Origin of the sequence: Proteus sp. NMG38-2, assembly GCF_020640995.1 — a bacterium.
GTDB lineage: Bacteria > Pseudomonadota > Gammaproteobacteria > Enterobacterales > Enterobacteriaceae > Proteus.
Window position 1 is genome coordinate 2,928,500 of sequence record NZ_CP085481.1, and the last position, 15,232, is coordinate 2,943,731.

Consider the following 15,232-nt stretch of genomic DNA (forward strand, 5'->3'; position numbering starts at 1 on the left):
GTAGGAATAAAATGAAACCAACAACAGCAAATTTTTATTTCAATACGCTAAAATTATTTTTTACTGGCGCAATATTATGTACTCCGATTGTGGCATCTGCTTATATTCATGGTGAAGTTCGCACTGTCGGAGGACCTAATATTTTTAGAGTTGAGTTAAATAACGCAACATTTCCTAATAACAGACCCGGTGAAACTGCCACAGTAAATTTTTCTTTACCTGATAGATATTTAGCAACGGTTTATTGTCCTAAAGATCCCTTAGTTCCGAATTCTCGCACTTATTATATGGCGAATTCTGACCTACGCTATTTAGGCAATAATTACTATGAACTTAATGAATACGTCGATGTTCAGATCAAGTTTTCTATTTGGGGCCCAGAAACACTTCCTACAGTTCCTTTTATTGAAAAGCCGAACAATCGAAATGGGCAACAAGGTTGTCGCGTTCCTGAATCACCAAAACCCAACATGTCATCCGGAAGTAGCGGTGTATTAGTATTTCGTCTGAAAAAACCGATTATTAATGGGGTTTCATTAACAGGGCAAGCTGTAGCGCAAATGTATGCCCGTGTAGGTAATGGCTTATATCAAGAGTATGGCCCTGAACCAATTTCAAAATTAGTGATTAGTTCAGGGATCTTAACCACTGAAGATAGATGCATATTTAATAATGGCTCTCCAATTACCTTTGATTTTGGCAATGTTGGTAATACTTCTGACTATTTAAATGGCCAAAACTATAAAATCACACGCAATATTCCAATAAAATGTGAAGGTGGTAGTTTTACTAACCCTAACAGTCGAATTATGTTTAAAATTCAAACAGGAAGCTCAGGTGTTGCCAGCTTTAATCCTAATTATCTTGGTACAACAGGACCTGTAGATAGAACAAATTTAGGTATTGTTTTAAGAGATAAATCAGGAACGATTGTGCCACCTAATAAATATTTTTCTGTCGGGAAGCTGAATAATTTTAAAGGTAATTGGGAAGTCACTGCTGCTCCGATTGCAAAGGCAGGGAGCAAAATCACAGAAGGTGAGTTTTCAGCACATGCCACATTAGTTGCGGAGTTTATGTAATGGAAAATCCAATAATAAAATCTGCTATTTTTCTTTTATTGTTACTATCACCTTCTACCTTTGCTGCGACAGAGCTGATTGGTGGTGATATGGAGTTTAAAGGCGTTGTGGTTGCACATGGTTGTACCATAGTTGCTGGTGATGAAAATAAGGTAATCGATTTTAAGCAGATATCCGCCAAAGATCTCTATACCTTTCAAAAAAGTGAACCCGTTGCTTTTAGTATTAGTTTAGAAAATTGCAGCCAAGATATTTATAAAAGTGTCACAATTACACTTGATGGGAAAGAGCATCCAACTATGTCGAATCATCTTGCCGTTGTTGGTACAGGATCTGAAGATCCTAAAAGTATCGGGATTGTATTTACTGATGTGCAACGCAATGTTATTCAATTAAAAAAGCCGAGCACAACTCGACTTCTTAATAATAAACGTATTCAGTTTAATTTTATGACGTATGTTGAGGCATCACCCTCTGCACTGAAAAATCAAACATTGCTAACAGGCCCTTTTCAAGCACAAGCAACCTATACCCTTAATTATCAGTAAACAGATATTTATTCTTTTGTAGCTTGTTCTGTATTGACTAAAACAGGGCTATTCTTTTGCTTTTTAAGTTGTTTCTTTTCAGCCCTTCTCATCTTAAAAAATTGGCTTAAAAGCTGTGAACACTCTTCACCTAATACACCTGACGTTATCTCAACTTTATGGTTCATTCCCGGATGCTGTAAGATATCAATAAATGAGCCAGCAGCACCTGTTTTTAGATCGGATGCACCATAAACCACGCGTTTTACACGGCTATGTACAATCGCTCCAGCACACATCACACAAGGCTCGAGAGTAATATAGAGAGTAGCATCAAGGAGACGATAATTTTGTAAATGCTTTCCCCCTTTGCGTAACGCCATAATCTCTGCGTGTGCCGTGGGATCGTTATCAATAATTGAATGATTCCATCCTTTAGCAATGATTTTATTATCAACGACTAATACAGCGCCCACCGGTATTTCACCGATTTCTTGTGCTTTTTGCGCTTGCTCAATCGCTTTATGCATCCAATAAATATCATCTTTAACTTTATTCACAAGGATATCTCTTCATTATCATATAGCGGGATATTGTACCCTGTTTTCTATTGATAACTAAAGAGATTGTCTTGAATTGTTTATGACAAAGATAGCAAGATAAAACTTTAGTTTACGCGCGCTTCTGTGGCTAATTTTATAGCTAAAGCCCCTAAGATTGTCGCCATAAACCAACGTTGAATTAATGCCCAGCGTGGTCTTTGCATAAAGAATCCAGCGATTGATCCCGCAGCAATAACAATCAAGGCATTCACTGTAATACTAATAATAATTTGGATACTACCAAGGACTAATGACTGATTTAATACACTACCATTCCCAATAGTTATAAATTGAGGTAGAAGTGAAAGGTACATCAATGCGATTTTAGGATTGAGAAGATTAGTGACAAATCCCATTACAAAAAGCTTTGTCGTATTACCTGAAAGGAGTTTTTTCGGATGAAAGATAGAGCGTCCACCAGGTTTAATCGACTGCCAAGCAATATAAAACAGATAAATAGCACCACAAATTTTTAATGTATCGTAAGCATAAGGTACCGCCATAAAAATAGCCGTAATACCAAATGCAGCTAATAACATATAAAAAATATAGCCAACAGCCACACCGATTAATGAAATAAATCCAGCTTTTTTCCCTTGAGAGATTGAGCGTGAAATCAGGTAAATCATATTAGGGCCTGGTGTTAATACCAAACCCAAGGACAAAAGCGCAAATGTCCACATATTAAACAGTGTTGGCATAATACACCCCTTATTTATTGCATTATTTAACATCAATAACAGAGTGTTAGGTGTGCGGGATACCACAAAATATGCCCATAATAAAAAATATTTTTTTATAGTCTATCTGATATTTTACGACTCATAAGATAAATTTTACTCTTGCGAGGTTTTTTACTCTGCAAAATATACACCTATTAAATAGGTAAAATAGAATCATTAACAATGCAGATATTTAAGATCAAAATAAATACAATGACTAAATTGTATTAGTAATAATTATACATTTAACATATAAGTGCAAGATATAAGTCACTGAAATTTAATAATTTATATATTAAGTGACTGATATGGCTTTACTAATTACGAAGAAATGCATCAATTGTGATATGTGTATCAATTAGATAAAATATATTATAAATCAATAAATTAATATCTTGTATTGTGATTTACTTTTCTATTATTTTTAATTAACAATGAATATTGTAGTTCTCAGTAATACAGAACAGTTTCACTTATAGCAGATACTTAATATATATGACACAAAAAATCTATATTTTTAATCTATTGTAAACTCTTTAGAGTTAATAACTAAAGATACTGCTCGGTAAGCTAATTCAATCGGAAAATAATCTCCAATATCTTCATAGTAAGTAGTAAATATAGCAAATGGTTTTAAAAATCCTGTTGATACATCTGTAGCGACAATTCTAAAATTCTGCTTGCGCCATCCTGTTTTTTTTGATTTAAATTCGTTTGATGCATCAACTTTTGACGTTACATCAACACACAATCTATCTGCTATTTCCTGCAACCGATTAATATCATTGGTTTTTGCTGAAAAATATAACTTAAATGTACACGCATTATCTGATAGTAGATCTTTATTTATAATATCAGCAAGCAAATCTCTTTCTTCTTGTTCTATGTTACGGCTCATTTAGTTATTGCTCCATGATTTATAGTCAGCATATTACTTAATTTTTTTTAAACAAGTAAGATATATAACAATAGTGAACTTTTTACATTATACCCATTATCTTACACAAAAACTGTATAAAAACACAGCAAAATAAGTGATACCATGATTAAACTGGAAATCAATAATGCTGAATATATTGCTCAGTTAGAAAAGACTCGTTTATCTGCTGATAACCCTTGTGGTTACCTGTTTATGGACATTGTCTTTTCTGATCCAAGGTTTGATAAGAATACGTTTGAAATGAAGGATGTTAGACGGGAACCGATGAGAACGTATATCACAGAGGATGTAGCGAGGGATTTGTTTGAGAAGTTGGAAAAGTATCTCAATCATAAAAATATGGTGCTAACGTTAAAAAACATAAAAAAATTTATGTTGTTTGAGTAATTTAAAACCATCTTTCTCGCTTGTTACTTATGAGTTTGTTAGTAGCTATTTCCATTAAGTTTTCTTTAGTATTTAGATAAAAAGAGAGATCATGATAGATTTAAAACAATTCGATAAAAACAATTAAAAGAAGAATTTGATCGACTTACAGCATTAACAATGCTATAAATTAACGATGAGTGTTTTCGATATTTTCACTAGATTACCTGAGTTATTAAATACTGGTGAAACGGTCTTATGTGTTAATAGTGGCCTTATTAAATCTAATGTTTGGCTAATTATTCCTACAGATAAATGAGTTATTTTTACATAAAAAAGTGGTCTATTTCATAAAAAATTGATTCATCTTCTGTAAATTATGATGCAATTACTTCAATTCCCCCCTTCCGGAATAGCTGAAGGTAAAATAAAAATTAATATTTCAGATACTATTTACGATAGTTGGAACACTGCAAAAAAACTCAGTACAACCATTAGTTGATATTGTCCTATCTAAATAAATAACTCATTATCACAATCCTCAAATAACAATAGTGATGACTTGCTATCTAAATTAGAAAAGTTAGGAAAAATAAAAAAAGTGGCGTACTAACGGAAGAAGAATTTCAAGTTCAAAAAAATAAATTACTTAATTTATATTCTCAATAACGGACTCTAAATATGGTGTCCGTGTAGGATATGTATTAAAAAAGTATATTTTACAACAATAAAATTATTTGAAAAATTATAATCGGTAGTATATCCCATCCAGAGTCACAGAATTCCCCTGTTGATTTTTATAACTGTTTTATTTTGCTTAAATTTGAATGACAGATAAATATACACACCATGATGTAATATCTACTTGTCTTTACCATTGATTACAACTTTATGCCTTAGGTTCTTTAGACTAGTTCAGCATGCTTTATGACTTCAAAATTGTTCGCTTGTTCATCCATCAAATACGCTTAAATCACGTTTTAGAATGGGTGCTAACGGTTGATGAACTGATTGCCTTTGATGAACGAGCAAAAGAAACCACTGTGGAAGCAGTTGTTATCTGCCCAATAGCGGAGTGTGAAGGTGTTGATACGCTGCCAATAATCTGTTTCTCCCCTATTGACAAACAATGTCGCTTTTATAAAGCTAAAAGCGGTTTATGTGCTACCAAAGCACCACAGCGTATCACTATACTTGAACCTTCACAGTTAGCCGAAATTTATAAAGTTCTCGATTTTGTAGCGAACTTCTGTAAGAACTCTCGTACTTATATCGATGACGAACTCAACGCAAGACACACTGTACCAGGCTTAAAACTGGTCACCAATACATTAGGTAGCCGTACATGGGGCGATGAAACCGAAGCTGAATCCACATTAAAAAGCTTCAGACTTAAGCATGAAGAAATGTACAGCATGAAGTTGATTAGTCCAACTCAAACCGAAAAGCTAATGAGGAAGAATCCTTAATCTAGTTCTTTTGTTACATTAGATGGGAAGGAATAACTGTATTTCTTCCCATAACTTGAGCGATAAACCATTTCAACTTGAAAGTTATATGTTTTATTTTTTGTGTATTGCACCATTTCACTTAAGTATTCATTGCACTCTGTTCGGATAATTGGTGGAGTGCTAATCGCAATTAACGGTTCCATTTTATCTACAGCTAACGAATTTCCTTTTTTCGGAAAACCCATTCTTAAACAAGTTTGATTAAATCCAATTATATCTGCTAACGCTGTCGCAGGGCTTTTCTCACTAGTATCGGATAAATCAAATTTTTGGCCATTTTTATTAATAACTATTAGATTTTCAATATAGCCAACACCAGGACCATCATTGTAAAAGTAAAAACCTACCCCGTTATTACTAGGGTCTGCTTGGGGAACAAGAGAAATATGAGGCTGAACTGCTCGAATAAAATTAGCCTCCTGACTTTTATTTCCTAAATAATTAAACGAAGTCGCAGATATAGATACAAGTAATGATACAACCGCAATACCTATCGCTACCCATTCATATTTACTACTCATAACCCATACCCTCTAAACATTATTAAAAATATACTCTGGCTCAACCTCGAAACATTCAGTGGAAAGCTCATTAAATATGATACGCATTCTTATTCTGAAACTTTTGAAATTATACTTTTTGCTGGGGCTTTAAACAGCGATTAGGTTAACGTTTGGGATATTACAAATAAATCATTTATGCCTACCACATTAAAAGAAGCATTAGCAGCTCCTAACATCATTATTTAGCCCTTTTGACCACACGATGCTTATCATAGCAGTATCAAGCAGCTAGCGAGATGATACCATGGCTTAAGCACTCGTACACGGTTTACCCCGTATTTTAGGGGCGTTATGTTAAGTACTTGCGCTCCATTGGATAAAGCTAAAAATAAAAAAGTAAAGTGTTAATACAATTATTCTGTAAACTTCACCCTAAAAACTCAGCATTACACCGCGCCACTAGCAAACCCCATCCTGAAGAGTGGAAACATTTTGTTGCTTACGCTGTGCTTGATATTGAAGCCATGCGTAAAGTACATAAGCGTTAACCAAGCTGGAACTATCGTGATAATGAGTTAGAACACCGACATCATGGCCGACGAATTAACGAACGCTGTGTTTGTATGGATATTAAACTAGCTACTTCCGCAATTGAAGCGGTTGAGATTGAACAAAAGAACTTAGTAAAATTAACCCAAGAACTAACCGATAATGAAGTGTAAACGGCAACACAGCGTGATGCTCTGCTACAATATATTTCTACCGCTTTTAGTGTTGACCTGCCTGACATGCAAAAAAAGTACTTTAGAGCATCGTATCAATGATCCAGATATTTCTTTAGTCTGCGTGAACTATTAGCCATTTGCTACAGACCAGTACCACCAACAACAGTAAATACAAAGTGCTAATGAATGGCATAAGTTCAGATGGTCGTTTGCGTAGAATATTTTGCAATTTTGCGATGCTTCACGTACTGGGTGTTGGGCGGGTCGATTATTTCAGCCGTAAAATTTACCAAGGTCACCACTTGACCAAGGTTGTATAATAGTGCCTGAGGGCAAAAGCTAGTCGTATCTGACCTTTCTAATATCTAGGTCGTATGCTCGCTTGGCTAGCCGATGAAACGTGGATAATTACAGCATTTAGTGATTTTGATAAAGGAATTGGTGCTAACCTCTATAAATTGGCTTATGCTAGAACATTCAATCCGAAGCTACCTTACCTAGTATTCTACCAAAAGTGAAACATGATGCACTTAACTGGTATCACAAGTCTGTTGAAACCAAGAAAACCTATGGTCTCTGTGAAACAGTGTTTATCACCTGCGATTCACTTAAGTGTATGTAGCGAAACACACACCCTGAAATGGTCTCCTTTTTAGTATGAGTTAGAAAGACACCGTCCGTCGTGCAATTGCTTCACCAGATATAACCTTCCCATGTCATAAGCTTAAAACTAGGCGCGATAAAGCATGGTTACATATCGTTTTACCTTCGGGTAATGCAGTCTGTTACCCATCGCCGCATAATGATAATGGTCAAGTCAGTTATATGAGAGTTAATCCATATAGCCACAAATTGCAACGTTTGAAAACCTACGGCGGGAAATTGGTGGAAAATGTAACCCTAGCTGTAGCACGTGATATTCTCGCGGGAAACATACCGACTATTGAAGACCATGGTCATGACATTATGCCCACAATACATGATGAGATGTTGACCGAAGCACTCGATAACCCCAAATTTAACTATGAACATTTATCTGAATTACTCGTGCTAGCCCCAAATAGGCTTTAGCCCTCCCGCTTAGTGCCCGGGAATTTTGAAGCTTATCACTATAGGAGGGTTAAAACATAATAACCGTTAATTCTTAATTTAATGGAGACACCGCAACAATCTATTATTACGGTATCTGAATTAGTTAATCAACAGGATATGCATCATCATAGCAATCATCACAAACGGGATGATCTTGAACATATGAAGTCGCTAAGTTATCACAGAATTCACACTGGATACCCTTAGGGGGGGTTGTTTCATCACAGCGGGGGCAATAATCTATTTCCGAATCATCATACTCATATCCACAAACATCACAATTTACTTTAGCCATGTAGTTATTCTCCTAAAAGCCTCAGTTTGGTTATTAAGACTGCCATAAATACTAGTAATTAAAAATGATCATGATCTAGTTTGATTGCAATCATTGGTAAAATTATATGACATTCAAAAACAACGATAACCCGTTGTATTCCCGCGCGGTTCGGGATGCTATTCGTCTTAAGCAAGCGGGGAAATACTTCGAGACTGCTACAGCTTGGTTACAAGCACACCGATTCGCACCTGCAAGAAAAAATCAAATTTTAAGTGAACGATGCTCTGATTTTTGTCTGAAGCAACTTAAACGCGAAACGTACAAAGGCACTAACTATGAACAAAGTACGTGAAATGTAATCGAAAGGCACTTAGTAAACGAAGTGAAAAAAGCAGACGGTATCACTTATAAATTTACTTCACCTGGTCATAAAAGTGTGCCAGATAGTATCGTACTTTTGCCAAATGGAAAAATCATTTTTGTTGAGCACAAAACTCCTGGAGAAAAGCCTCGACTCGATCAGTTACGGGAACACGTGAGGCTTTTTGCATTAGGTTTTCATGTTGTCGTTTTAGATAGCAAGGATTTAACTGGAATTTAATAAATTAAATAATAAGATAGTCAATATTTATTAATCAAGGATAGTAAATATGACAAAGAATAAGACTGTTGTTGAAACCGAACAGGATATTAATAGCTCCGCTAATTCAGAAAGCGAGGTTGAGTCACCTATCTGTGGGATCATAATGCCTATAGCAAATACCGATGGATACCCTGCTGGACACTGGGATGATGTGTATTCTATCGTGTGTAAAGCGGCTACTTTAGCTAACTTCAAGCCTAATCTAGTAAGCTTTGATGGAGACATTGGAGTTATACAGAAAAGAATTATACAAAATATATACTCAAATCCTATTGTTATATGTGATATAAGCAGTAGAAATGCAAACGTAATGTTTGAATTAGGTATGCGCTTAGCCTTTGATAAACCTACTATAATTATAAAAGATAATAAAACTCCATATAGCTTCGATATTTCCCCAATAGAACATTTAGAATACCCCGCTGATTTAAGATACCAATCAATAAATGATTTTCAAGAAAAACTAAAAAACAAAATAGTTGAAACACTCAAAAAGGCTGAGGATAATCCTCACTTCACTACATTCTTAAAACATTTCGGAACATTTAAAGTTGCAAAATTAGACGAAAAAGAAGTATCTAGTACTGAATTTCTTGCTTCTGAAATTAAAGAATTAAGAAGTTTAATCCTGAGTGATATAAAGGGCAAATCTCATTTAAACCAGTCCTTATCCTCTAAAAATAGTGTTCAAATACCACCGATGGGATATGAATATTCTTTCAAGAAACCTAACGAGCATGCAACATTAGATAAAGTGTGTAATCTATTAAATAAAAATGGCTACTCTGTATCACTTGCAACTCAAGGTGATGCAGATGACGAAATTTTGTTAGTCTTTCCAAAAAAGTTAGAACCTATACAAAGATTTAGACTGCAAGGCATTATTAATAATTTCTTTGATACTAATTAGACATATTGTTTATTGAGGAGAATTTCTATTCATAATAGAAATTCTCTTTTTTGGTATAAAAACGTGAAAAGCCTTTTTGTCGCATTTGTGCAATTATATTACTTTTAAAAAACTTACGGCACATAGTATTAAAAGCACCCGATTTTCCTTTCACGGTTCCTTCATGAACAACCCCTTTGACAGCTCCTTCAGGGCTATATGTTTTAACTAGTTTATCAAGTGAACGTTTAGAAAACGCTAATTGTGGATCTCTAGGTTGTAGGAAAACATATTCTTTATTGCAATTAACAGTGGAATTTTTCCAAGCTAATTGTTCCTCGAGTAAGCTTTTCATTGCCTTTGTAATTGGCACTCTAAACTCTTTTTGCGTTTTCATTGCACCACGCATACCAATTAAACCAGCCGGGTAAGTTATTTCTAAGTTATCTAAATCAACATATTCCCACTTTAAATTGACAACATTGATTGGTCTAACTCCAGTGAGGATCATATATCTAACTGCATTTTTTTGATGCGTAGAGGTGCTTGAAGCAACGTTCATCCATAAAGTGGCAATGGACTCAATATCAGTATATCGTTTCGTTGGCATGGGTTTCTGCACCCGTGATGACACATAATCATCAGGAATGCTCGACGCAATATTTCTTCCATTAGAATAAATGGGGGATGCATATTTCCAAAATCGGCGCATCTCAGCAAATAACTCTAATGCATGATTATTTGATTTTGTTTGTATCCAATTATCCAATATTTCTACTAATCGTGAGTATTTCACATCACTAAAAACTTCACGCGATCCGAACGTTAGCTTCAGTTGCTTTACTCTGCAACGATAAGTATAAAAACTATTTTCACTTAACTTTGAGCGTTCGACTTTCCCTGCTAAATCTTTTTCATAAAGATCTAATAGCTGATGAACAGATTCAGCACTTAGCCCTTCTTCAGCTAATACTTTCGCTTTCTCTCGTGCTATTGGTAATGATAGCTCTGGCCATTCCCCTAATTTCTGACCTTTTATATCCATGTGTTTAGGATATTCCGCGTATATGGTAACCTTACCCGCCTTACTAAAATCAATACGCAAGTAGTGCTCTTTTTCATATTTAGAGCGACGTGGTTTATTGATATGCTTTAAAATGGTTTTGACGGCAGTAACACAGATTCTTATGTGTGTACTTGTGTAAGGTGGCTTACATGACTCCCAACGACTAAGAGCGTCTGTATATTCATCGTTATCTGGTGTTTTTTGCTTTTGTGTTGCTAGATTTGACATTGAAATACTCCGTTATTTCAACACATTAAACTTAAAGCTCACACATTAGGTATTTTAAGAGCAGTAAAAACAGTATGTGTTGCGGTTTTGTGTTACGGATTTGAGTTATTCAATGTAAATCATACTGTATAAAAACACAAGTAACAGACGATAGTAACTAATAGGTGCAAGATATAAGTTACTGATTATTAACTTAATTAAATGTAAATTATTGATATGTCTTTATTAATTACAAAACGCTGTATCAACTGCGATATGTGTGAACCAGAGTGTCCAAATGATGCTATTTCAATGGGGGATGATATTTATGAAATTAATCCTGATCTTTGCACTGAATGTGTAGGACATTACGATAAACCAACTTGCCAATCGGTTTGTCCGATTACTAACACGATCATCATTGATCCTACTCATACTGAATCTCAAGATGAGTTATGGGAAAAATTCGTGTTGATCCACCACGCAGATAAGATCTAAACCTTATATCCATGATTTTGTGGGTGATAAATCTAAGAGAGCTATTTTTCTAAAATAACTGTCGCACAAGCATAGCGCTGTTCATCAGCAAGTGTCACGTGAATAGAGTTTATCCCCGCTTTCTCTGCCATTTCTTTTGCAACCGCTAAAAAATGCAATGTGGGTTTACCTAACTCATCATTACGTACTTCAAAATGATTAAAAGCCAATCCTAAACGAATACCTGTTCCTAATGCTTTTGCTGCGGCCTCTTTTACTGCAAACCGCTTAGCTAAAAAACGTATTGGCTGTTTATGGGATTGGTAAATTTCCCATTCTGCATTAGTGAGAATGCGACGAGCAAGGCGTTCACCAGAACGCCCTATAATTTCTTCGATACGCGATATTTCAACAATATCCATACCTAAACCAACAATAGCCATTAGCGGCGCGCTTCTCGCATTAAACGTTTCATTTCTTCAACTGCTGGCGCTAAACCACTAAATACGGCTCTACCAATAATGGCATGACCTATATTCAGTTCATACAATTCAGGTAAGGCAGCAATACGTTGTACGTTGTGATAATGCAAACCATGCCCTGCATTTACTTTTAAGCCTTTAGAGGCGGCATAAGTCACTGCATCACGAATACGTACAAATTCTTTTTCTTGAGCCATTTCATCTTCAGCGTCAGCATAAGCGCCAGTGTGGATCTCAATAAAAGGTGCGCCAACACGATCCGCCGCGTTAATTTGTTCATGGTCAGGGTCAATAAACAGAGAAACTTTAATACCCGCCAAAGATAAGCGTTTAATGGCATCAGCTATCTTTTCTTCATTAGCAACAACATCTAAACCACCTTCTGTTGTTACTTCTTGGCGTTTTTCAGGCACTAAACAACAAAAATCAGGTTGTGTTTGGCACGCGATCTCGATCATTTCTTCAGTGACAGCCATTTCCAGATTTAATCTTGTCTGAACTGTTTGGCTTATCAGCATTAAGTCACGGTCAGTGATATGACGTCTATCTTCACGTAAATGAATAGTGATACCATCAGCGCCCGCTTGTTCTGCAACAAAAGCCGCTTGAACAGGATCGGGATACGTTGTGCCACGGGCATTACGAAGGGTGGCGATATGGTCAATATTAACGCCAAGTAGAATATCAGACATGCTCTTCTCCTGAAAAATAACGTTGCATTACCTTAGTTTACACATTCCATAGAGAAGAAAAAGACAATATTACTGTTCTACCATCAATGCTCTTTTCTTTGGGGCTTTTTTAATGGCAAATTGTCTAAAAAGTTCTCTACTTTTTAATGGTTTTCCACCTAAATAAGGCTTTAATGCCATTCTAGTAAACCTTTTTGCCGCTTTTAATGTTTCAACAGTAGGAAATTCGCGACTGGCTAAGGATTTTAATTCAAATCCAGTAAAACTATTATGATCAACCACTAAACTCGCAATAAAACCTTTTTCTTCTCGATAACGATAAGTCATCGAATCTGAAACAGGCTCTCCACTTCCTGCACAATGCAAAAAATCCAGTCCATAACCAAGTTGGGTTAATAGCGCCAGTTCAAAGCGTCTTAAGGCTGCTTCTGGTGTAGTGTCGCTAGCTGCAAGAATTTGTAAGCAAGAAAGATATTCAAAAAAAAGCACACTGTAAGAAGTGCCATTTTCCAAAACACGAGATAAGAGTTCGTTAAGATACAGGCCACTATAAAGAACAGAGCCTGTCAGCGGTAAAGCTAAAGAGATAGGTTCAGCATCACGAAGGGTTTTAACTTCTCCTCGCCCACTCCAACGAATGAGCAGAGGAGTAAAAGGTTGAAGTGCCCCTTTTAAGGGAGAACGACGGCCTCGCGCACCTTTTGACAATATGCGTACTCGCCCTTCATTTTCAGTGAAAAAATCGAGTAATAAACTCGTTTCACTGTAAGGTCGAGCATGGATAACGAATGCACGTTGCCAGCCATCCACTTCAGTTACCTACTTTAAATCGTCCACATAGCCAAGGCTACGTAAGGCACGTTCATCATCAGCCCAACCTGCTTTAACCTTCACCCAAAGTTCTAAGTGAACTTTGTTTTCAAATAGGTCTTCCATATCCATACGGGCTTCGGTGCCAATTTTCTTGATTTTTACGCCTTTATTACCAATAACCATTTTTTTCTGGCCTTCACGCTCAACCAGAATTAATCCGTGGATATCGTAACCACCGCGTTCATTAGTCACAAATTGCTCAATTTCGACAGTGACAGAATAAGGTAATTCTTCACCTAAGAAACGCATCAATTTCTCACGAATAATTTCTGACGCCATAAAACGTTGAGAGCGATCAGTAATATAATCTTCTGGGAAATGATGAATAGCTTCAGGCAGACATTTACGAACAATTTTTGCAATTGTATCGATATTCATGTCTTTTTCTGCACTGATTGGCACAACATCAAGAAAATCCATTTGTTGGCTTAAAAAGCCAATATGTGGAAGTAACTTGGTTTTATCAATGACGTTATCCACTTTATTAATTGCTAATAAAACAGGGCAACGCAATGATTTTAATTTGTTCAATACCATTTCGTCGTCAGGCGTCCAGTTGGTGCCTTCAACAACAAAAATCACCAGTTCAACATCACCAATCGAGCTACTTGCTGCGCGATTCATTAGTCTGTTGATAGCTCGCTTTTCTTCAATATGCAAGCCCGGTGTATCAACATAAATCGCTTGGTAAGCACCGTCAGTATCAATACCCATGATACGATGACGCGTTGTTTGCGGTTTACGTGATGTAATAGATACTTTCTGCCCCAATAATTGGTTCAGTAGTGTTGATTTTCCCACATTTGGGCGACCGACTATCGCAATAAATCCGCAATAGGTTTGTTCTTCGCTCATTCAAGCTCCAGTTGTATTAATGCCTGTTCAGCAGCGGCTTGTTCAGCTTTTCGACGGCTTGTACCCATCCCTTTGACAGGTTGATCGATACCGCTTATCTGACAATGGATCGTAAACTCTTGGTCATGGGCTTCACCACGAACCTGTACCACAATATAAGATGGTAGTGGTAGATGGCGCCCTTGCAGATACTCTTGCAGACGAGTTTTAGGATCTTTTTGCTTATCGCCTGGGCTGATTTCAGCCAAACGATTCTCATACCATTTTAAAATAATTTTTTCGATATTTTGAATATCACTATCAAGGAAAATAGCACCAATTAAAGCTTCCACCGTATCCGCTAAAATTGATTCTCGGCGGAAACCGCCACTTTTTAATTCTCCAGGGCCTAAACGCAGACATTCACCTAGTTCAAATTCACGCGCTAATTCAGCAAGTGTATTTCCACGAACAAGCGTTGCTCTCATTCGGCTCATATCCCCTTCATCAACACGAGGGAATTGATGATAGAGCGCGTTAGCAATAACATAGCTTAGAATTGAATCACCTAAAAATTCTAAACGTTCATTGTGTTTACTGCTTGCACTACGATGCGTTAAAGCCTGTAGTAATAATTCATTTTGCGTAAAAGTATAGCCCAGTTTCTTTTGTAACTGGTTTACTAATAAAGTATTCATGTGCGATCAAGTTCCATAACTTAA

The 15,232-nt window shown here is 36.2% G+C and carries 19 protein-coding genes and 1 pseudogene; 9 read left to right on the forward strand and 11 right to left on the reverse strand.

Annotation, left to right across the window (positions count from 1 at the left end):
- Positions 1 to 11 precede the first annotated feature (11 nt).
- Together LG402_RS14005 and LG402_RS14010 are read left to right on the forward strand one after the other, a co-directional pair.
- Positions 12 to 1,082 (forward strand): fimbrial protein, encoded by a 1,071-nt coding sequence (locus LG402_RS14005; RefSeq protein ID WP_109407338.1) that lies wholly within the window; start codon positions 12 to 14, stop codon positions 1,080 to 1,082.
- A complete protein-coding gene (locus tag LG402_RS14010; RefSeq protein WP_166540796.1) occupies positions 1,082 to 1,630 on the forward strand; it encodes a fimbrial protein in 549 nt (182 codons plus the stop codon). Before LG402_RS14005 ends, LG402_RS14010 begins: the two co-directional genes overlap by 1 nt.
- An 8-nt stretch (positions 1,631 to 1,638) precedes the next feature.
- On the opposite strand, the gene tadA is transcribed toward LG402_RS14010, so the two are convergent.
- The 3 genes from tadA to LG402_RS14025 form a co-directional block, all read right to left on the reverse strand.
- Positions 1,639 to 2,169 (reverse strand): tRNA adenosine(34) deaminase TadA, encoded by a 531-nt coding sequence (gene tadA / locus LG402_RS14015; RefSeq protein WP_109407340.1) that lies wholly within the window; start codon positions 2,167 to 2,169, stop codon positions 1,639 to 1,641.
- A gap of 107 nt (positions 2,170 to 2,276) precedes the next feature.
- The gene (locus LG402_RS14020) at positions 2,277 to 2,912 is read right to left on the reverse strand and encodes a LysE family translocator (protein WP_166540797.1); all 636 of its coding nucleotides are present in this window, start codon (positions 2,910 to 2,912) and stop codon (positions 2,277 to 2,279) included.
- 538 nt (positions 2,913 to 3,450) lie between these two features.
- Positions 3,451 to 3,831 carry a hypothetical protein gene (locus tag LG402_RS14025; RefSeq protein WP_227335770.1) on the reverse strand — a complete coding sequence of 127 codons (381 nt, stop codon included), beginning with the start codon at positions 3,829 to 3,831 and terminating at the stop codon, positions 3,451 to 3,453.
- A 144-nt stretch (positions 3,832 to 3,975) separates the two neighbouring features.
- On the opposite strand from LG402_RS14025, the gene LG402_RS14030 reads away from it, so the two are divergent.
- A complete protein-coding gene (locus tag LG402_RS14030) occupies positions 3,976 to 4,260 on the forward strand; it encodes a hypothetical protein (RefSeq protein ID WP_227335771.1) in 285 nt (94 codons plus the stop codon).
- An 899-nt stretch (positions 4,261 to 5,159) separates the two neighbouring features.
- On the forward strand, positions 5,160 to 5,708 hold the full coding sequence (locus tag LG402_RS14035) for a DUF2800 domain-containing protein (protein ID WP_227335772.1): 549 nt from the start codon (positions 5,160 to 5,162) through the stop codon (positions 5,706 to 5,708).
- On the opposite strand, the gene LG402_RS14040 is transcribed toward LG402_RS14035, so the two are convergent.
- Entirely contained in the window at positions 5,705 to 6,271 is a 567-nt protein-coding gene (locus LG402_RS14040) for a hypothetical protein (protein ID WP_227335773.1), read from the reverse strand. The two genes, LG402_RS14035 and LG402_RS14040, sit on opposite strands and share 4 nt — an antisense overlap.
- Before the next feature lie 177 nt (positions 6,272 to 6,448).
- Between LG402_RS14040 and LG402_RS22365 the strand changes: the two are divergent.
- A pseudogene (locus LG402_RS22365) lies at positions 6,449 to 8,109 on the forward strand (DNA polymerase I).
- Between the two features lie 64 nt (positions 8,110 to 8,173).
- On the opposite strand, the gene LG402_RS14050 reads toward LG402_RS22365, so the two are convergent.
- Positions 8,174 to 8,365 carry a hypothetical protein gene (locus tag LG402_RS14050; RefSeq protein WP_227335775.1) on the reverse strand — a complete coding sequence of 64 codons (192 nt, stop codon included), beginning with the start codon at positions 8,363 to 8,365 and terminating at the stop codon, positions 8,174 to 8,176.
- A gap of 106 nt (positions 8,366 to 8,471) precedes the next feature.
- Here LG402_RS14050 and LG402_RS14055 point away from each other — a divergent pair, with 106 nt between their 5' ends.
- The 3 genes from LG402_RS14055 to LG402_RS14065 are packed head-to-tail and all read left to right on the forward strand — an operon-like array spanning position 8,472 to position 9,900.
- A complete protein-coding gene (locus LG402_RS14055; protein ID WP_227335776.1) occupies positions 8,472 to 8,699 on the forward strand; it encodes an ANR family transcriptional regulator in 228 nt (75 codons plus the stop codon).
- Between the two features lie 6 nt (positions 8,700 to 8,705).
- On the forward strand, positions 8,706 to 8,948 hold the full coding sequence (locus LG402_RS14060; protein ID WP_227336968.1) for a VRR-NUC domain-containing protein: 243 nt from the start codon (positions 8,706 to 8,708) through the stop codon (positions 8,946 to 8,948).
- A 49-nt stretch (positions 8,949 to 8,997) separates the two neighbouring features.
- The gene (locus tag LG402_RS14065; protein WP_227335777.1) at positions 8,998 to 9,900 is read left to right on the forward strand and encodes a hypothetical protein; all 903 of its coding nucleotides are present in this window, start codon (positions 8,998 to 9,000) and stop codon (positions 9,898 to 9,900) included.
- A gap of 25 nt (positions 9,901 to 9,925) precedes the next feature.
- On the opposite strand, the gene LG402_RS14070 is transcribed toward LG402_RS14065, so the two are convergent.
- Complete coding sequence (locus LG402_RS14070) at positions 9,926 to 11,173, reverse strand: tyrosine-type recombinase/integrase (RefSeq protein WP_227335778.1); 1,248 nt, start codon at positions 11,171 to 11,173, stop codon at positions 9,926 to 9,928.
- A 216-nt stretch (positions 11,174 to 11,389) separates the two neighbouring features.
- Between LG402_RS14070 and LG402_RS14075 the strand changes: the two genes are divergently transcribed.
- A complete protein-coding gene (locus LG402_RS14075; protein WP_227335779.1) occupies positions 11,390 to 11,650 on the forward strand; it encodes a YfhL family 4Fe-4S dicluster ferredoxin in 261 nt (86 codons plus the stop codon).
- 41 nt (positions 11,651 to 11,691) lie between these two features.
- Here LG402_RS14075 and acpS read toward each other — a convergent pair whose 3' ends face one another.
- The 5 genes from acpS to rnc all read right to left on the reverse strand — a co-directional run bounded on the left by acpS (position 11,692) and on the right by rnc (position 15,208).
- The gene (gene acpS, locus LG402_RS14080) at positions 11,692 to 12,072 is read right to left on the reverse strand and encodes a holo-ACP synthase (protein ID WP_072068719.1); all 381 of its coding nucleotides are present in this window, start codon (positions 12,070 to 12,072) and stop codon (positions 11,692 to 11,694) included.
- Positions 12,072 to 12,803, reverse strand: coding sequence for a pyridoxine 5'-phosphate synthase (gene pdxJ / locus LG402_RS14085; RefSeq protein WP_109407343.1), 732 nt, complete (start codon positions 12,801 to 12,803; stop codon positions 12,072 to 12,074). The genes acpS and pdxJ overlap by 1 nt, the downstream gene beginning before the upstream one ends.
- A 69-nt stretch (positions 12,804 to 12,872) precedes the next feature.
- A complete protein-coding gene (gene recO, locus LG402_RS14090; protein WP_088495032.1) occupies positions 12,873 to 13,613 on the reverse strand; it encodes a DNA repair protein RecO in 741 nt (246 codons plus the stop codon).
- 9 nt (positions 13,614 to 13,622) lie between these two features.
- Complete coding sequence (era, locus tag LG402_RS14095) at positions 13,623 to 14,531, reverse strand: GTPase Era (RefSeq protein ID WP_036935334.1); 909 nt, start codon at positions 14,529 to 14,531, stop codon at positions 13,623 to 13,625.
- A complete protein-coding gene (gene rnc, locus LG402_RS14100; RefSeq protein ID WP_166540799.1) occupies positions 14,528 to 15,208 on the reverse strand; it encodes a ribonuclease III in 681 nt (226 codons plus the stop codon). Before rnc ends, era begins: the two co-directional genes overlap by 4 nt.
- Positions 15,209 to 15,232 lie beyond the last annotated feature (24 nt).